The 18052-nt window shown below is 71.6% G+C and carries 16 protein-coding genes and 1 riboswitch; of the genes, 8 read left to right on the top strand and 8 right to left on the bottom strand.

The genetic code is table 11. The features are described from left to right. Positions 1-20 precede the first annotated feature (20 nt). From cydB to hisC, 3 genes are all read right to left on the bottom strand, one after another. Positions 21-1028, bottom strand: coding sequence for a cytochrome d ubiquinol oxidase subunit II (gene cydB, locus ACFRAV_RS10065; protein ID WP_382553346.1), 1008 nt, complete (start codon positions 1026-1028; stop codon positions 21-23). Between the two features lie 19 nt (positions 1029-1047). Beyond that, positions 1048-2559 carry a cytochrome ubiquinol oxidase subunit I gene (locus ACFRAV_RS10070; protein WP_382553349.1) on the bottom strand — a complete coding sequence of 504 codons (1512 nt, stop codon included), beginning with the start codon at positions 2557-2559 and terminating at the stop codon, positions 1048-1050. 300 nt (positions 2560-2859) lie between these two features. Beyond that, a complete protein-coding gene (gene hisC, locus ACFRAV_RS10075) occupies positions 2860-3939 on the bottom strand; it encodes a histidinol-phosphate transaminase (RefSeq protein WP_382553351.1) in 1080 nt (359 codons plus the stop codon). A 422-nt stretch (positions 3940-4361) separates the two neighbouring features. On the opposite strand from hisC, the gene ACFRAV_RS10080 reads away from it, so the two are divergent. From ACFRAV_RS10080 to ACFRAV_RS10090, 3 genes are all read left to right on the top strand, one after another. Further along, complete coding sequence (locus ACFRAV_RS10080) at positions 4362-5474, top strand: LacI family DNA-binding transcriptional regulator (RefSeq protein ID WP_382553353.1); 1113 nt, start codon at positions 4362-4364, stop codon at positions 5472-5474. Positions 5475-5899: 425 nt separating this feature from the next. Continuing rightward, positions 5900-7060: a metallophosphoesterase gene (locus tag ACFRAV_RS10085; RefSeq protein WP_382553447.1), complete on the top strand. Its 1161-nt coding sequence runs from the start codon at positions 5900-5902 to the stop codon at positions 7058-7060. A gap of 258 nt (positions 7061-7318) precedes the next feature. After that, the gene (locus ACFRAV_RS10090) at positions 7319-8131 is read left to right on the top strand and encodes a hypothetical protein (RefSeq protein WP_382553355.1); all 813 of its coding nucleotides are present in this window, start codon (positions 7319-7321) and stop codon (positions 8129-8131) included. A gap of 73 nt (positions 8132-8204) precedes the next feature. Here the strand turns inward: ACFRAV_RS10090 and thiC are convergent, their stop codons facing one another. Then, complete coding sequence (gene thiC / locus ACFRAV_RS10095; protein ID WP_382553356.1) at positions 8205-9992, bottom strand: phosphomethylpyrimidine synthase ThiC; 1788 nt, start codon at positions 9990-9992, stop codon at positions 8205-8207. Continuing rightward, positions 9985-10160, bottom strand: a riboswitch (TPP riboswitch). It overlaps the preceding gene by 8 nt. An 80-nt stretch (positions 10161-10240) precedes the next feature. On the opposite strand from thiC, the gene ACFRAV_RS10100 reads away from it, so the two are divergent. Continuing rightward, on the top strand, positions 10241-11950 hold the full coding sequence (locus ACFRAV_RS10100; protein WP_382553449.1) for a YibE/F family protein: 1710 nt from the start codon (positions 10241-10243) through the stop codon (positions 11948-11950). A 136-nt stretch (positions 11951-12086) separates the two neighbouring features. Here ACFRAV_RS10100 and ACFRAV_RS10105 read toward each other — a convergent pair whose 3' ends face one another. From ACFRAV_RS10105 to ACFRAV_RS10120, 4 genes are all read right to left on the bottom strand, one after another. Further along, the gene (locus ACFRAV_RS10105) at positions 12087-12524 is read right to left on the bottom strand and encodes an SsgA family sporulation/cell division regulator (RefSeq protein ID WP_108956397.1); all 438 of its coding nucleotides are present in this window, start codon (positions 12522-12524) and stop codon (positions 12087-12089) included. A gap of 101 nt (positions 12525-12625) precedes the next feature. Then, a complete protein-coding gene (locus ACFRAV_RS10110) occupies positions 12626-13525 on the bottom strand; it encodes an IclR family transcriptional regulator (protein WP_382553359.1) in 900 nt (299 codons plus the stop codon). Between the two features lie 186 nt (positions 13526-13711). Then, positions 13712-13930, bottom strand: coding sequence for a DUF5326 family protein (locus ACFRAV_RS10115; protein ID WP_382553361.1), 219 nt, complete (start codon positions 13928-13930; stop codon positions 13712-13714). 162 nt (positions 13931-14092) lie between these two features. After that, entirely contained in the window at positions 14093-14410 is a 318-nt protein-coding gene (locus tag ACFRAV_RS10120; RefSeq protein ID WP_382553364.1) for a cupin domain-containing protein, read from the bottom strand. A 60-nt stretch (positions 14411-14470) separates the two neighbouring features. Between ACFRAV_RS10120 and ACFRAV_RS10125 the strand changes: the two genes are divergently transcribed. From ACFRAV_RS10125 to ACFRAV_RS10140, 4 genes are all read left to right on the top strand, one after another. Next, positions 14471-14848, top strand: coding sequence for a phage holin family protein (locus tag ACFRAV_RS10125; protein WP_382553366.1), 378 nt, complete (start codon positions 14471-14473; stop codon positions 14846-14848). A 237-nt stretch (positions 14849-15085) separates the two neighbouring features. Continuing rightward, positions 15086-16291 carry a cystathionine gamma-lyase gene (locus tag ACFRAV_RS10130; protein WP_382553368.1) on the top strand — a complete coding sequence of 402 codons (1206 nt, stop codon included), beginning with the start codon at positions 15086-15088 and terminating at the stop codon, positions 16289-16291. A 240-nt stretch (positions 16292-16531) separates the two neighbouring features. Beyond that, the gene (locus ACFRAV_RS10135) at positions 16532-17443 is read left to right on the top strand and encodes a LysR family transcriptional regulator (RefSeq protein WP_382553370.1); all 912 of its coding nucleotides are present in this window, start codon (positions 16532-16534) and stop codon (positions 17441-17443) included. A gap of 71 nt (positions 17444-17514) precedes the next feature. Continuing rightward, a complete protein-coding gene (locus ACFRAV_RS10140) occupies positions 17515-17997 on the top strand; it encodes an NUDIX domain-containing protein (RefSeq protein WP_382553372.1) in 483 nt (160 codons plus the stop codon). The last annotated feature ends 55 nt before the right edge of the window (positions 17998-18052 follow it).

Consider the following 18052-nt stretch of genomic DNA (forward strand, 5'->3'; position numbering starts at 1 on the left):
AACCTCGTCCGTGAGAGTGGTCAGTGGCTCACGGCGATGTGCCGTGTGCCGATCCGCTTGCGGAACACCCAGTAGGTCCAGGACTGGTAGAGCAGCACCACGGGCGTGGCCGCCAGCGCGCACCAGGTCATGATCTTCAGGGTGTAAGGGCTGGACGAGGCGTTGGTGACCGTGAGGCTCCAGGACTCGTCCAGCGTCGAGGGCATGACGTTCGGGAACAGCGACAGGAAGAAGACCGCCACCAGCCCCACCACCCCGAGACCGGAGAAGACGAACGCCCAGCCCTCCCGCCCGGCCCGTGCGGTGAACACCGCGACGGCCAGGACGGCCAGGGTGAGGGCCGCGGTCACCAGGCCGGGGGCCCCGCCCCGCAGGAGCAGCGTCCAGAGCAGGAAGCCGGCCAGCGGCACGGCGGTGACGGCGCCCAGCCGCAGCGCCAGTCCGCGCGCCCGGTCCCGGATCTCCCCCTCGGTCTTCAGCGCGGCGAAGAGGGCGCCGTGGAAGGTGAACAGCGCGAGGGTGGTCACTCCGCCCAGCAGGGCGTACGGGTTCAGCAGGTCCCCCAGGGTGCCCACGTACTCCAGGTCCCGGTCGATCCGCAGGCCGCGGACGATGTTGCCGAACACCACGCCCCACAGGGTGGCGAGCAGCAGCGAGGTCCAGAAGATCACCGACTCCCAGTTGCGCTGCCACTGCTCACCGGAGCGCTTCACCCGGTACTCGAAGGCCACCCCGCGCAGGATCAGGCAGAGCAGGACCAGCAGCAGCGGCAGGTAGAAGCCGGAGAAGAGCGTGGCGTACCACTCGGGAAAGGCGGCGAACGTGGCGCCGGCGGCGGTCACCAGCCAGACCTCGTTGCCGTCCCAGACCGGGCCGATGGTGTTGATCAACACCCGCTTCTCGGTCCGGTCCCGGGCCAGCAGCCGGGTGAGGACGCCGATCCCGAAGTCGAAGCCCTCCAGGAAGAAGTAGCCGGTCCACAGGACGGCGATCAGGACGAACCAGACGTCGTGCAGTTGAAGTTCCATGCGGGGCGACTCCTGCCTGCTAGTACGAGAAGGCCATCGGCCGGTCGGCGTCCTGAGGGTCGCCGCCGATCCGGGTGGGCGGGTTGAGGTCGGCCTCGGTGAGCTCGGGCGGGCCGGCCTTCACGTACTTCACGAGCAGCTTCACCTCGACGACGGCGAGCGCCGCGTAGACCGCCGTGAAGAGGAGCATCGAGGCGAGCACCTCGCCTTGGCCGACGCCGGGGGAGACGGCGTCACGGGTCTGGAAGACGCCGAACACCACCCAGGGCTGGCGGCCCATCTCGGTGAAGATCCAGCCCCAGGCGTTCGCGATCAGCGGGAACGCCATGGTCCAGGTCGCCACCTGCCAGAACAGCCGGGTCGTCCGGGGACCGAGGACGCTGCCACGCGGCAGCAGGACCAGGCGCGGCACCTCGTCCTCGCCGGTCCGCAGATGCCCAGGGAGCAGGAACTTCTTGCGGGTGAGCCAGAGCCCGAGCACGCCCACCCCGAGGGAGGCCATGCCGAAGCCCATCATCCAGCGGAAGCTCCAGAAGGCCACCGGGATGTTGGGGCGGTAGTCGCCGGGACCGTACTTCTCCTGCATCTCCTCGTTGATGTCGTTGATGCCCGGCACGTAGTGGTCCAGGTCCGAGTCGGCGAGGTAGGAGAGCAGGCCGGGTATCTGGATCGCCACCGTGTTGTGGCCCTTGTCGACGTCCCCGTAGGCGAAGAGCGAGAACGGGGCCCCACGTTCGCCCTCCCACAGCGCCTCGGCGGCCGCCATCTTCATCGGCTGCTGCTCGAACATCACCTTGCCGAGCACGTCACCGCTGACCGCCGTGAGCAGGCCGCCGACCGCCACCGTCACCAAGCCCAGTCGCAGCGAGGTGCGCATCTCCGCGATGTGCCGGCCGCGGGCCAGGTGGAAGGCCGCGATGCCGACCATGAAGGCGCCGCCGGTCAGGAAGGCGGCGGCCAGGCTGTGGAAGACCTGGGCCAACGTGGTGTTCTGGGTCAGCACCAGCCAGAAGTCGGTGAGCTCGGCGCGGCCCTTGGCCTCGTTGATCCGGTAGCCGACCGGGTGCTGCATCCAGGAGTTCGCCGCCAGGATGAAGTAGGCGGAGAGGAGGGTGCCGAGCGCCACCATCCAGATGCAGGCGAGGTGGATCCTCTTCGGGAGCTTGTCCCAGCCGAAGATCCACAGCCCGATGAAGGTGGACTCGAAGAAGAAGGCGATCAGCGCCTCGAAGGCCAGCGGCGCCCCGAAGACGTCCCCCACGAAGCGGGAGTAGGCGGACCAGTTCATGCCGAACTGGAACTCCTGCACCAGGCCGGTGACGACGCCCAGCGCGATGTTGATCAGGAAGAGCTTGCCCCAGAACTTGGTGGCCCTGAGGTACTTCTCCTTGCCCGAGCGGACCCAGGCCGTCTGGAGGCCGGCCGTGAGCGCGGCAAGGGAGATCGTCAGCGGGACGAAGAGGAAGTGGTAGACGGTCGTGATGCCGAACTGCCAGCGGGCGAGTGTCTCGGGTGCCAGGGCGAGGTCCACGTGTTCTCCTTCACAGCGGTGCCTCGAGGCGGACTCTTTGTTCCACCAGATCCGCACATGGGGGGATGAACATGCGCGCTTGTGAAAGCGTTCACATTCACAAGCTATTATCAGCATGTCGGTCGAACGGTCGTACAGGGGGGTCCCCCTACTGGCCCGGATCGACCGAAACCCGCCCCTCGGCCACGCTCCGAGAACCGCCCCTCACCCAGGCCGCGGCCGCCGGAACGACGACGGCCCGGCGGCTCCCCGAGGGGGCCATCGGGCCGCGGCACGTCCGGTCGGCGGACCGGACCGGGATCAGAGGGACCTGCGGAAGTCCTCCGCCGTCTTGACGAAGAGGTCGTTCGCCTCGGTCTCCCCGACCGTGACCCGCACGCCCTCCCCGGCGAACGGGCGGATCACCACACCCGCCTGCTCGCAGACCGCCGCGAAGTCCATGGTCCGCTCGCCCAGCCGCAGCCAGACGAAGTTCGCCTCGGTGTCCGGCACGGTCCACCCCTGCTCGCGCAGGGCCGCGACCACCCGGGTGCGCTCGCCCACCAGGGAGCCGACCCGGCCGAGCAGCTCGTCCTCCGCGCGCAGCGAGGCGACCGCCGCGTCCTGCGCCAGCTGGCTGACGCCGAACGGCACGGCCGTCTTGCGCAGCGCGGCCGCCACCGGCTCGTGGGCGATCGCGAACCCGACCCGCAGACCCGCCAGGCCGTACGCCTTGGAGAAGGTGCGCAGCACGCAGACGTTGGGGCGGTCGCGGTACAGCTCCACGCCGTCGGGGACGTCCGTGTCCCGGATGAACTCCCGGTACGCCTCGTCCAGCACCACCAGCACGTCGCTCGGCACCCGGTCCAGGAAGCGCTCCAGCTCGGCCCGGCGCACCACCGTGCCGGTCGGGTTGTTGGGGTTGCAGACGAAGATCAGCCGGGTCCGCTCGGTGATCGCCGCGGCCATCGCGTCCAGGTCGTGCACGTCACCCGGGGTGAGCGGGACCTGGACGGGCGTGGCGCCGCTGATCCGGGTGATGATCGGGTAGGCCTCGAAGGAGCGCCACGCGTAGATCACCTCGTCGCCGGGGCCGCTGGTGGACTGCAACAGCTGCTGGGCGACGCCCACCGAGCCCGTGCCGGTGGCCACGTGCGAGGCCGGCACCCCGAAGCGCTCCGCCAGTTCCTCGGTCAGGCCGGTGCAGGCCATGTCCGGGTACCGGTTGAACGAGGCGGCCGCGGCCACCACGCTCTCCATCACGCCTGGCAGCGGCGGGTAGGGGTTCTCGTTGGAGGACAGCTTGTAGGCGACCGGGCCCGTCCCCGAAGCCGGGCGGCCCGGCTTGTAGGAGGGCACTCCCTCCAGCTCGGCACGCAGTTTGGGGGTCGTCTCGCTCACCGCAGTCCTCCTCATGACGGCCGGCGGCTCACTACGCCGACGGCACCGATGGCTATCAGCCTAAGAGCCGCCCGCCGTGGCGGTACCGGCCCGGTGTGACGGGCCCCGGCGGGCGCCCTCCGGCGGGAGCGGTCCGGGGTGCCGGAACAACCGCGGACCCAGGGGCGCAACCGCGAAAATCACGCACGCCGGTGGCTCGCGCCCTGGCGCGCATCACCCGTGAAGGTGAGTTGCACCCCGGGCGGGACCTCTCCGGTGCACATTGCATGCACCCGCCGAGACGCCTGGTCCTGCGACTCCAAGACTCAATCGCCTTGATTTCCAAGGTGATTGCGCCCACATGACCATGGAGAATCGTCCCTGTCAACGGGCGCATATGCATCCGGCCCAGCCTGCCTTCCGAGCCCTACTATCGGCTCGCCATGACAGCAGCAGGGAAGCACCAGGTGAACCGGGCGGAGATCAGCCGCAGGGGCAGCCGACCAGGCCGGGCAGGTATCCGGGACGTCGCCGCCGCGGCCGGAGTGTCCATCACGACCGTCTCCGACGCCCTCAACGGCAAGGGCCGACTGCCCGATGCCACCCGCCGCCATGTCCGTGAGGTGGCCGACCGTCTCGGTTACCGCCCATCGGCCGCGGCCCGAACCCTCCGCACGGGGAAGTCCGGCCTCATCGGCCTGACCGTCACCACGTACGGGGATGAACCTTTCACCTTCACGGAGTTCGCGTACTTCGCCGAGATGGCGCGGGCGGCCTCCTCGGCGGCGCTGGACCGCGGATACGCCCTGGTCATCCTGCCCGCGACCTCACGGCACGACGTGTGGTCCAACGTGGCTCTGGACGGGACGGTGGTCATCGACCCCTCGGACCACGACCCGGTCGTCACCGAACTGGCCCGTCAGGGTTTACCGGTGGTCTCCGACGGCCGCCCGGACGGCACCCTTCCGGTGACGGCCTGGGTGGACAACGACCACGAGGCCGCCGTGCTGGGCATCCTCGACCACCTCGCCGGGGCCGGGGCACGCCGCATCGGGCTGCTCACCGGCACCAGCACGGACACCTACACCCGGCTGTCGACCACCGCCTACCTCCGCTGGTGCGAGAGCGTCGGCCAGGATCCGGTCTACGAGTCCTACCCGGCTCACGACCCCTGCGCGGGCGCGGTCGCCGCCGACCGGCTGCTGGCCCGTCCGGACCGTCCGGACGCGGTGTACGGCCTGTTCGACCCCAACGGCACGGACCTCCTGGCGGCCGCCCGGCGGTACGGGCTGCGGGTGCCCGAGGACCTGCTGCTGGTGTGCTGCAGCGAGTCCTCGGTCTACGCCGCCACCGAGCCGCCGATCACCACGCTCTCCCTCAAGCCGCGCCGCATCGGCACGGCCGTGGTCCAGCTGCTGATCGACGCCATCGAGGGCATCGCCTCGGACCAGCCGGTCGAGCAGGTGATGCCGACGGAGCTGATCGTCCGGGCGTCGTCCCAGCGCCGCCCGGCCCGCACCACCGTGAGCCCTCCCCGCGCGGCCGGCGCCGGCTGACACGTCGCCCGCCCCGCTCCGGCCCCTCGCCCCACGGCGGGACGGAGCGGGGGCGGACGGCGGCGCACGGCCCGGCAGGGGTGGCCGGGGCGTTGGTCGGGCGGGGTGAGACCTGCCCGGCCGACGGCACGTCAGGTGAGGCCGGGCGCGGGCGAGGACGGACCAGGACGAGGGGCGACCCGTCCTCGGTGACGGGCGTGCGGGCGGGCGCGGGGAGGGCGGCAGGGGGCGGGACGGCGGCCGTCGGAGGGACGTCAACCGGCGCACATCGTGCGATTCGGCCGAAATCCCGCCCGTCATCCCCTCATGCCGCAGGATTCACCACCCCTGGGTCGTCCCACGGCACGATCCGCGTTCCTATGATGGGCGCACGGCACCGCGGGCCGCTGCCACCAGGCAGTCCGATGCGGTGCAGACGCGGCGCGATGGTGGAGGGGTCGATGACTCAGGGGGCCGGTCGGGGACCCGAGGTGGAGCGTACGGCGACGCTGCGCGACTTCCGGGTGCCCGCATACGTCCACGAACCCGTTCCGCACACAGCGGCGGTGATCCCTCCCGCTCCCGTGCCGCCGGCCTCCGCCGCGCACGGCGAGCCCCCGGCGGAGCCGCACCCCGGTTCGGTGCCGCCCGAGGACATCCCCGGTCACGACGCCGCCGAGTACACCCCGACCGAGCGGGACCTCCCGGTGATCCGCCGCGGCGACACGCTGCAGCTCATCCCGTCCCCCGCCGCCGGTCCCTCGGAGGCGACGACCGCGGGGCAGCCCGCTCCCGGCCCGCTCTACGTCGTCGGCGACGTCCACGGCTACCTCGACGAACTCCTCGACGCGCTGCGCGAGCAGGGCATCGTCGACGCGAACGGCGAATGGTCGGCCGGCAACACCCGGCTGTGGTTCCTCGGCGACTTCACCGACCGGGGCCCCGACGGGATCGGCGTGATCGACCTCGTGATGCGGCTGTCGGCCGAGGCCGCGGCCGCGGGCGGCTACTGCAAGGCGCTGCTCGGCAACCACGAGCTCCTCCTGCTCGGCGCCAAGCGGTACGCCGACACGCCCGTCAACTCCAGCGCGGGCACCGCCACCTTCCAGGCCGCCTGGCTGCTCAACGGCGGCCAGAAGGCGGACATGGAGCGTCTGCGCGACCACCACCTGCAGTGGATGTCGCGGCTCGCCGCCATGGAGGAGGTCGACGGGCACCTGCTGGTGCACTCCGACACCACCGCGTACCTGGAGTTCGGCGCCTCCATCGAGGAGGTCAACGACACCGTCCGGGAGACGCTGACCCGCAACGACCCGGACGAGGTGTGGGACCTCTTCCGCAAGTTCACCAAGCGGTTCGCCTTCCGCGACGGCGGTGTGGACGCCGCCCGCGAGCTCCTCGACGCCTACGGCGGCACCCGGATCGTCCACGGCCACAGCCCGATCCCGTACCTCACGGGCGAGGCGGGCTCGGAGGACGGCGCGTCAGGCTCGGGACGCTCCCCGATCGACGGGCCGCACATCTACGCCGACGGTCTGGCCGTCGCCATGGACGGCGGCGTCACCATGGCCGGCACCCTCCTGGTGCGGCGCCTGCCCGTCGCCTGACCCGGCGCACCCGCCGCCGGCCCTCGGCTCCTGATCACGCGCAGTGATCAACTCCCGTCCGCATCACGGGAGTTCATACGTCGCATTTCCTGCCGGATCCGGCGCGGATCCGGCAGGAAACCGGGAAACTCCCGGAATTCCCCTTGTCATCACCCGCCGCCACGGCACTACCATCGGACTATCCGTAGCAGGCTCCCCTCCGTCCCAGCCAGACGGCTCGTCGGCATGCCGAGCCACAGCCCTACGGAGCATCGGGGGATGCACATGACCAGCCACCCGCAGCACCTGCGGAACGAGGACCGCCCCGATTTCGAGCGAGCCCTGGACGAGGTTCTGCGCTCGACCCCGCGCGAGAACGACCCGGCGGTTCTCACCGGGCGGCCGAACACCGAGCAGCTGCGCACGCACGCCCTGGCCCGCGCGGACGAGATCGCCCAGGCGGCGGCCGTCGAGTACGGCCACTACCTCGACCTCCGCGACGGCCTGCGGCGCCTGGCCGACTCGGCCGGGGAGCCGGATTCCGACACCGCGGAGAGCGCCGTGACACGGGAGGCCGACGCCTCCGGTCCCGGCGCGGGCGCGGTGGCCGTCGTGCTGGCTCCCCTGCTGGCGGGAGCGTCGGCGGTCGTGCTGCTGCTGATCGGCTACGTGCTGAAGATGGTCACGCCGGAACCGGCCATGGCGCGGACCCTGTTGACCGCCGGCTGGGTGTTCGGGGCGCTGGCCGCGGGCGGACTGCTGACCGCCGCGGCCGGACTGCTGGTCACCGCCCTGCGCAACGGCGCCCGGGCCTACCACGTGGAGCCCCGGCACCCGCAGGACGCGGATCTGGAGCGGGCCCGTCTGGAGTGGCTGGAGGCTCTGCGCGAGTTCGGCCTCCAGCCCTTCCTGGAGAAGGCGTCGGCCTCGGCCTCCCGGGTCGCCCCGGCGGGCGGACCGCTGCCCGCGCCGGGTGACCAGGACGTCCGGCCCGGTGCCCGTCGGGAACCGGGCCGGATGACCAGCCCGCGCTTCAGCAGCCCGGGCTACAGCAGCCCCGACTTCTCCAGCCCGGACCGCCGCAACACGTGACGGAAAGCGGCCACGCCGGCCCGGCGCGCACAGGCGCCCGGCCGGCGTGACCCGCCGCCGCACCGGCCCGCGGTCAGTCCGCCGCGGTCTCCAGCTGCCCGGGACGCTCGGTCAACGGCACGTAGACCTGGTTACCGCGTGCCGCGAACTCCTTGGACTTCTGCAGCATCCCCTCGGCGATCTCCAACGGCGAACCCGTCGCCGCGTCACCGCCGAACCGCTCGTTGATGTCCCGGCTGATCCGCATCGAGCAGAACTTCGGCCCGCACATGGAGCAGAAGTGCGCCGTCTTCGCCGGCTCGGCCGGGAGCGTCTCGTCGTGGAACTCCCGTGCCGTGACCGGGTCCAGGGAGAGGTCGAACTGGTCCTCCCACCGGAACTCGAACCGGGCGTCGGAGAGCGCGTCGTCCCATTCCTGGGCGCCCGGGTGTCCCTTGGCCAGGTCCGCGGCGTGGGCGGCGATCTTGTAGGTGATCACGCCCGTCTTGACGTCGTCGCGGTCGGGGAGGCCCAGGTGCTCCTTGGGCGTCACGTAGCAGAGCATCGCCGTGCCCCACCATGCGATCATCGCCGCGCCGATCCCGGAGGTGATGTGGTCGTAGCCCGGAGCGATGTCCGTGGTCAGCGGACCCAGGGTGTAGAACGGCGCCTCGTCGCAGATCTCCTGCTGAAGGTCGATGTTCTCCTTGATCTTGTGCATCGGGACGTGTCCCGGGCCCTCGATCATCGTCTGCACACCGCACCGCCTGGCGATGCGGCCGAGTTCCCCGAGGGTGCGCAACTCGGCGAACTGCGCCTCGTCGTTGGCGTCGGCGATCGATCCCGGGCGCAGACCGTCGCCCAACGAGTAGGTGACGTCGTACGCCGCGAGGATCTCGCTCAGCTCCTCGAAGTGCTCGTAGAGGAAGCTCTCCCGGTGGTGGGCCAGGCACCAGGCGGCCATGATGGACCCGCCGCGCGAGACGATGCCCGTCTTGCGGCCGGCCGTCAGCGGCACGTAGGCCAGCCGGACCCCGGCGTGCACCGTCATGTAGTCCACGCCCTGCTCGGCCTGTTCGATCACCGTGTCCCGGTAGATCTCCCAGGTCAGCTCCTCGGCCCGGCCCTCCACCTTCTCCAGCGCCTGGTAGAGCGGCACGGTGCCGATCGGGACGGGCGAGTTGCGCAGCACCCACTCCCGCGTGGTGTGGATGTTGCGGCCCGTGGAGAGGTCCATGACCGTGTCGGCGCCCCAGCGGGTCGCCCAGGTCATCTTCTCCACCTCCTCCTCGATGGAGGAGGTCACCGCCGAATTGCCGATGTTGGCGTTGACCTTCACCAGGAACCGCTTGCCGATGATCATCGGCTCGATCTCCGGGTGGTTCACGTTGGCGGGCAGCACCGCCCGGCCCGCCGCGATCTCCTCGCGCACCACTTCGGGGGCGACGTTCTCCCGGAGGGCGACGAACTCCATCTCGGGCGTGATCTCGCCGCGCTGCGCGTAGGCGAGCTGGGTGACCGGACGGCCGTCCCGGCCGCGGCGCGGAAGCCGCGGCGCCCCGGGGAACACCGCGTCCAGGTTCCGCAGCCCGCCGCGCGGCGAGGTGTGGCGGATTCCGTCGTCCTCGGGCCGGACCGGACGGCCGGGATACTCCTCGGTGTCCCCCCGGGCGACGATCCAGTTCTGCCGCAGTGACGGCAGGCCCCGGCGGACGTCGGTGGCCGCCGCGGGGTCGGTGTACGGGCCGGAGGTGTCGTACAGCGACACCGAACGGCCATTGGTGAGGTGGACCTGCCGCATCGGCACGCGGATGTCGGAGCGCGAGCCCTCGACATAGCTCTTGTGCCAACGAGCAGGCGTGCGTGCGTCCTTGTCGGTCATGAGACCTACTCCCTACGCCGGCATTACCCGGTAACAGGTTCGGCGGTCGACGCAGCGGTCTCCGTGACGATGTTTCCCGTGAAACATCGTCTGCCCGCCCCGTTCCGGGGGCGGTGCGGACGTCAGCGTCCTCTCAGCCCGGTGCTCCGAGCTCCCGCGTGTGCAAAGGTGACCCCACGCTAGCGTCTCGCCGGGCGCGGTGAACAGTAGGCCTCTGTCACTCTTGGGATGATCTGTCCGTGAGCACCATGCAACCGCCTCCCGAACCGCCGCGTTCCCCCAACGGCCCTCGCCTGCCGCACGGTCACGCGCACGGCGCCGGTCCCGGTCATGGCCCCGGTGCCGCCTACGGTCCGCCACCCGGCTACGGCCCACCGCCCGCCCGCGGATCCGCTCCCGGCACGGGGCCGGGACGGGGAACCGGGCCTGGTCGCGGGTACGGCGACGGACCGGGCCGCGGGTACGACGAAGGGTCGGGCGACGGGTACGGAGCCGGGACGGGCCAGGGCTCCGGCTACGGGGCGGGCCAGGGCTCCGGCTACGGGGCGGGCCAGGGCTCCGGCTACGGGCACGGCTCGGGGGACGACACCGGCGGACACGGCCACGGATCTGGCTCCGGCGGAGGGTCCGGCTCCGGCGGCGGACACGGGTCCGACGACGGCCCCGGATCCGGCTCCGGCTCCGGCTCCGGCGGGGGACACGACCACGGCTCCGGCGGCGGACACGGGCACAGTCACGCGCACGGGCCGGCCGCACCGGCCTCCCGGCGCCTGCGGAGGATCATCACCGCCGTCCTGGTGCCGTTCGCCGCCGCCGTCGCCGTCGGTCTGCTGGTCCTGTGGCCGGGCGGGGCGCCCGGCCACGAGCGCTCCGGCGTGGGATTCGACCGGCACACCGAGCAGGCCACCGTCACCCGCGTCGAGAAGACCTCCTGCGGACAGCAGAGCAAGAAGGACCAGGAGTGCTCCCTGGCCACGGTGCGGATCGACACCGGGAAGGACAAGGGCCGCACCTTCACCGAACTGGTCCAGAAGGACCAGTCCCGGCAGTTGGCCGAGGGCGACTCGGTGATCGCCGCCTACGAGCCGTCCGCGCCGAAGGAACTGCAGTACTCGGTCATGGACATGAACCGGAAGTTCCCGCTCGCCCTGTTGGCGGGCATCTTCGCGGTGGCCGTGGTGGTCGTGGGCCGGCTGCGGGGCCTGATGGCGCTGATCGCGCTGGCGGTGAGCTTCCTGGTGCTCACCCTGTTCATCCTGCCCGCCATCCTCCAGGGTTCGAACCCGTTGGTGGTCGCGGTGGTCGGATCCAGCGCCATCATGCTGATCGCGCTCTACCTGTGCCACGGCCTGTCGGCCAGGACCTCGGTGGCGGTGCTGGGCACCCTGGTGTCGCTGCTGCTGATCGGCGTGCTGGGCTCGGTCTTCATCGACTGGGCCGTCCTGACCGGCAACACCGACGACAACACCGGCCTGATCCACGGCCTGTATCCGCAGATCGACATGAGCGGCCTGCTGCTGGCCGGGATCATCATCGGCTCGCTGGGCGTCCTGGACGACGTGACCGTCACCCAGACCTCGGCGGTCTGGGAGCTCCACGAGGCCAACCCCTCGCTGGGCCCGCGCGGCCTCTACCGCGCCGGTCTGCGCATCGGCCGGGACCACATCGCCTCGGTGGTCAACACCCTGGTGCTCGCCTACGCGGGCGCCGCGCTGCCGCTGCTGCTGCTCTTCTCGATCGCCCAGAGCAGCGTGGGCTCCGTCGCCAACAGCGAGTTGGTCGCCCAGGAGATCGTGCGCACCCTGATCGGTTCCATCGGCCTGGTGGCCTCGGTGCCGGTGACCACCGCGCTGGCCGCCCTGGTGGTCGCCGCCGACCGCCCCGGCCCCGACGGCCGAGGCGCCCCTCAGGCGGCCGGGCGGAGCCGCGCCAACCGAGGGCGTCGCCGCCGCCGCTGACCTCACCGGGCACGACATCCGCGTCGGAGGTGCGGCGCGGGCTGCCGGTGCCCGGGAGGCGGTCAGGGCCGCCCGGGCTGCCGCCGCCGGGCCGAAGCGTTCCTTCAGGGGAGCGGGGCCGGCCACGGCGGGCAGATCAGCCGGCGCTCTGTTCCTCGGCCAGGATGCGGTCCAGCGCCTCGTCGAGGTGGGCGTCGAAGTCGGCCAGCGCGCCCTCCTGACCGAGCGGGACCAGCTTGTCCGTCCGGTCCAGGAACGCCACCAGCGGAGCGGCGCCGGAGCGGAACAGCGCCTGGTCGCGGCCCACCTGGAGCCGGATCAGCACCTCGCCCAGCATGTCGGGGTCGGCCGGTGACACTCTGACGTCACCGTCCCCGCAGGGCCGCCCCACCCCGTCGATCAGCAGCTCCCGGCCGAAGGCCCAGGTCACCGGCGCGTCACCAGGAAGGTGAAAGGTCAGTCGCACGGCGAACGGATCAGAGGTCTCGTAGCGCAGCTCGACCGGAATGCGGAACGAGAGCTCGTCCGAGACGAGAAAGTTCATCATGACCTCTGCCTGCACCGACTCGCGCATCGCCTACCCCGTCTTTTGTCCTCGGGTTGTCCGGGACTCATCCTGCTGACCCTGCGCGCCATCTTGCTGAACGTACACGGCGAATCACAAGGAGTGATTTTTCAGATACTGAAAGACAGGGCCAGGACACCGGGTTGGCGCCCGATCTCGGCCTGCAGCCGGCGGGCCGCCGGGAGCAGGCCGTCGGCCTGCTGGGCGGGGAGGGAGACGGCCACCGTGGCGACGAGGGTGCCGATCCGGATGGGGATCGCCGCGCACACCGTGCCCAGGACGTACTCCTGATGCTCGATCACTGGCTCCCCATGGCGGCAGGCCGCCAAACGCCGCAGCAGGACGCGCTCGTCCTCGACGGTGTACGGGGTCAGCCGCTGCACCGGGTAGCGGGCCAGGTGGTCCCGGCGGGCGTCCTCGTCGAGCTGGGAGAGCAGGCACTGCCCGATGGCGTGCGCGTGCCCGGTGGCCCGGAAGTCGGCCCACTCGTCGACCGCCGGGCTCTCCTCGGAGTCCGCGACGCCGACGACCTCGATCTCCCCGTCGCGGTAGCGGGCGCAGTACAGCGGTGCTCCCACGGCGTCGTGCCAGTGGGCCAGCGCCTCGGTGACCGCGCCGCGACGTTTCTGCCGTGCCAGTCTGCGGCTCAGCCGCTCGGCGGCGTCCCCGAGGTGGAAGAGGCCGCTGTCGCGCCGCAGATAGCCCTCGTGCACGAGGGTGCGCAACAGGTGGTAGGTGGTCGGCAGCGCGAGCCCCGCCTGCCGGGCCAGTTGTTTCGCCGGCGCGCCCTGTTCGTGCGCGGCCACGGTCTCCAGCAGCCGCATCGCCCGCTGGACCGATCCGATCAGCGTCGCCGGCTGGCCCTGGCGCGGTCTTCCGGCGCCCTCGGCCGCTCTGCCTCTGCCCGGGCGCTCCCTCGCGGAGCCGGCGGGCACGTGGCCCGCCTGGGTGGGCTGGACTGGCACCGATGGGGCGCGTCGCGAGGCGGACGCGGTGTCGGCCGTGGCCAAGGGTCACTCCCGGAGCGCGAGGGGCTGCCCGTGCCGGGGAAACACGGGGGATGTGCAGGCCGCCCGCGGGGGCTCTGGCTCCCCCACGTCGAGTTCCGGACTCTAACGGTCCGTCACCTGCCGCATACACCCCGCGGGCGAAGCTTCCCTCTCACGAGGGATCCGCCCCTTGCGCGCCGGGCGCGCTCACCACTTCCCGTCGGAGGACGAGGAGGAGTGGCCGGTGAACTTCCGCACCAGGAAGATCAGACCTCCCACCAGCGCCACGAACAGCAGCACCTTGAACAGCAGGTGCACCAGGAAACCGAGCAGGCTCAGCAGGAAGCCGCCGAAGACCACCAGCGCGATCACCGGGATCGCCACCCACTTCACCCACCACGGCACGTCCGCGAGGATCTCACGCATCGCCCAGCCCCTTTTCCCTCTGCGAGTCGGGCGCCGCGTCTCGGGCGCCACATCATCGATGCTAGGCGCGCGAAGGAGCCTGCAGGGGCTCCGGGCACCCCCGTTCCCCCCTGACCGCACCCCTAGGGGACGCGGCCCCGCGACCCTCGGCCGCAGCCCCCGTCACCCCTCCGGCGGGGAGAAGACGACCATCACCCTGAGGTCCTCGCTGATGTGGTGGAATTTGTGCGGGACCCCGGCCGGCACGTAGACCACGCTGCCGCGCGCCACCTCGGTGGTCTCGGTCCCCACGGTGAGCCAGCCGCGTCCGCTCACCACGAAGTACACCTCGTCCTGGTGGTGCGGCTGCTGCGGATCCTGCGTGCCGGCGTCCAGCGCGTAGAGCCCGACCGACATGTGCCGTTCGCGCAGGAACTGCAGATACGCGCCGTCGTTGGCGGCCCGTTCCGCCTCGAGTTCTTCCAGCCGGAAAGCTTTCATCGCCCCGCTCGCCCCTTGAGTCCAGGACCACCGTCGATCTCTTCTGCCACGATCAGACACATGATGAATTTCCTAGTCAAGACGCTCGCCAACGCGGGAGCCCTGGCGGTGGCCGTGTGGCTGATCGACAACATCAGCCTCGAGGGCGGCAGCACCGGCAAGAAGGCCTGGACACTGATCCTGGTGGCCCTGATCTTCGGCCTGGTCAACCTGCTGGTGAAGCCGGTCGTCAAGCTGCTGACGCTCCCGCTCTTCATTCTCACCCTCGGTCTGATCACGCTGGTGGTCAACGCCCTGATGCTGCTGCTCACCTCCTGGATCGCCGGGAAGCTCGACCTGAGCTTCCACGTCGAGGGGTTCTGGACCGCGGTCCTGGGCGGTCTGGTCATCTCGGTGGTCTCCTGGGCCCTCAACCTGATCCTCCCCGAGGAGGACTGACCGCGCTCCGGGACGACCCGGGCCGCCCAACGCCCCCGGGCCGCCTGGGCCGTCCCGCGCCGCCTGGGCCGTCCCGATCCGCCGCAGACCGCGGCCGTCCGCCTCGTGAGACGACGGCACGTCCCTGACCTGCCCATTCGGCCACCCGTCCGTCCGGCCGGCCGACCGCCCTGAGACAGTGGGGGTGGCGGGCCTGCCGGCCGCCACCGGACGTGAGCACCAGGAAGGACGGGCCGTATGAACGACTCCGCCGCGCACACCCCAGGACAGGGCGCCGAGGCCGACGGCACGGGCACGACGCACTCCACGACCGGTGACGGCACCCGGGCGGTCCGCGCCGGCCTGCCGGAACCGGTGAAGTACGAGCCGACCCTCCCCGGCCCGGTGTTCGCCGCCCACTTCCACCTGCCGGGCGAACCCACCGGTCCGTACACCTACGGCCGGGACGAGAACCCCACCTGGACCCTGCTGGAGAACGCCATCGGCGAGCTCGAGGCTCCCGGCCGTGAGGACGTGGAGACGCTGGTCTTCCCCTCCGGCATGGGCGCGATCTCCGCGGTGCTGTTCTCGCAGCTGCGCTCCGGCGACACGGTGGTCCTGCCCAGCGACGGCTACCAGGTGTTCCCCCTGGTCCGGGCCCAGCTCGAGGCCTTCGGCGTCGAGGTCCGCACCGCCCCGACCGGTGGCGCCGCGCAGCTCGAGGTGCTCGACGGCGCCCGGCTGCTGTGGATCGAGACACCCTCCAACCCCGGCCTGGACGTCTGTGACGTGCGCCGGCTCGCCGAGGAGGCGCACGCCCGGGGCATCCTGGTAGCCGTCGACAACACGCTGGCCACCCCGCTCGGCCAGCGGCCGCTGGAACTGGGCGCCGACTTCTCGGTGGCCAGCGGGACCAAGCAGCTGACCGGCCACGGCGACGTGCTGCTCGGCTACGTGACCGGCGCCCGCGGCGAGGCCATGGACGCGGTGCGACGCTGGCGGAAGATCGCCGGAGTGATCGCGGGTCCGATGGAGGCCTGGCTGGCCCACCGCTCGATCTCCACCCTGCAGATGCGGGTGGACCGGCAGGCCGCCACCGCCCTCACCCTGGCCCGGGCCCTCAAGGACCGGCCCGAGGTGGGCGACCTGCGCTACCCCGGCCTCCCGGACGACCCGTCCCACGCCGTGGCCTCGCGGCAGATGCGCCGCTTCGGCAGCGTGGTCTCCTTCACCCTCCCCGGCCGCGAGCACGCCGAGCGGTTCCTGGAGTCGCTGCGTCTCGTCGACGAGGCCACCAGTTTCGGCGGGGTGCGCTCCAGCGCCGAGCGGCGGGGACGCTGGGGCGGGGACGCGGTGGCGGAGGGCTTCATCCGCCTCTCGGTGGGCGCCGAGGACCCGGACGACCTGCTGGCCGACGTGCTGCGGGCCCTCGACAAGGCGGCGGGCACGACCGCCGGACACTGACCGGGGAGCTCCGCCCCCGAGTGCGAAGGGCCCGGTCCGAGCCTCCCCCCTCGTGGCTCGGACCGGGCCGCCTGCCCGCCGTGCGACCACCCGGTCGCACCGCGCGACCAAGGCTAGTTGACTCTGTGTCAGTGTCCAATCACGGGAGCGACAGAGACCTATCGACATATTTATAGTGGGACGCGGCCGACCGGCCGCCGACGGCGGCCGGTACCGCCCGGGGAAGCCGAGGGGGCGTCCATGGATCTGGCCTTGCTCCGCACCTTCGTGGCGGTGCACCGAGCCGGGTCCTTCACCCGCGCCGCCGCTCTGCTCGGCCTCTCCCAGCCCGCTGTCACCTCCCAGATCCGCGCTCTGGAGCGCCAGCTCGGCCGCCCGCTCTTCCTGAGAAGGGCACGCGGGGTCGTGCCCACCAGCATCGGCGACGAGCTGGCCCACCGGGCCGCTCCCCACCTGGACGCACTGGTGGAGATAGCGGAGGCCGGAGGCGACGACGGCGCACCGCGCACCCTCCACCTGTCGGGGCCTCCTGAGTTCCTGGCCGAGCGCGTCCTGCCCGCCCTGGTCGGCCTCACCGACGACAAAGGCCTGGCGCAGCCGCTGCGCGCCTCCTTCGGCAACGACGAGGAGGTCCTGGAAGGGCTCGCTGCCGGGCACTACGACCTCTCCGTCACCACGGCCCGCCCTCGCGGTTCACTGCTGCACTCCACCCCGCTGTGCGACGAGGAGCACGTCCTGGTGGCGGCCCCGGGACTGACGGCCGGGGCGGGCTCGGGCCGCCGGCACCGGCCCGCGGACCTCCGGGCCCGGCTGGACCTGCTCCCCGTGGTCGAGGTCCACGAGTCGCTGCCGTTCGTCTCGCGCTACTGGGCCGCGGTCTTCGACGCCGTCCCCGCGGCGGCCTCGGGAGCCGTGGTGGTGCCGGACCTGCGGGCGGTCCTCGCCTGCGCCGAGCGCGGCGCCGGCCTCGCCGTCCTGCCGCGCTACCTGTGCGCCACCGCCCTGGAGCGGGGCTCGCTGGTCGTCCCGTACGAACCCGATGTGCCTCCGCTGCGGACGTACTTCCTGGTGACGCGCACCGGCACACTCGGCCTTCCGCACATCGGCCGGGCACAGGAGCTCCTGCATCAGGCCGCCACCGCGTGGTGCTGAGGACGCGGCCCACAGGCGCGAATGGGCCCGGGCGATGTTTCACGTGGAACATCGCGGGCCAGATTTCCCCCATGACCGTCCGCCCCGTGGTCAAGCGCACCGCCCGAGCCGTCCTCCTGGACGGCGACGACCTCATCCTGATCAAGCGCACCAAGCCCGGTGTCGATCCGTACTGGGTCACCCCGGGCGGTGGTGTGGAGCCCGAGGACGCCACGGTCGTCGAGGCGCTCCACCGCGAGGTGCACGAAGAGCTCGGCGCCAAGATCTCCGGCGTCATCCCCTGCTTCGTGGACACCGTGGAGCACATCGGCCCCGACGAGGCGTCCACCGGCGTCAAGATCCAGCACTTCTTCGTCTGCCGGCTGGAGTCGATGGATCCCTCCCTCCGTCACGGTCCCGAGGTGGAGGCCCCTGCTGGGGAGTACGAGATCGTGCGCGTGCCCTTCACCCGCGTCGGGATCGCCTCCGTCCATCTCGTACCGCTCTCGCTGCGGCACTACCTGGACGGCAACATCGAGGGCGTCCGCGCGCTGCACGCCGCCGATCTGGTGTGAACCACCCGCCGCCGGTCTGGTGGGGCAGGGCTCCGCACCGCACGCGGCACGCCTA

It is taken from the genome of Streptomyces sp. NPDC056600, from assembly GCF_042792855.1.
Taxonomy (GTDB): domain Bacteria; phylum Actinomycetota; class Actinomycetes; order Streptomycetales; family Streptomycetaceae; genus Streptomyces.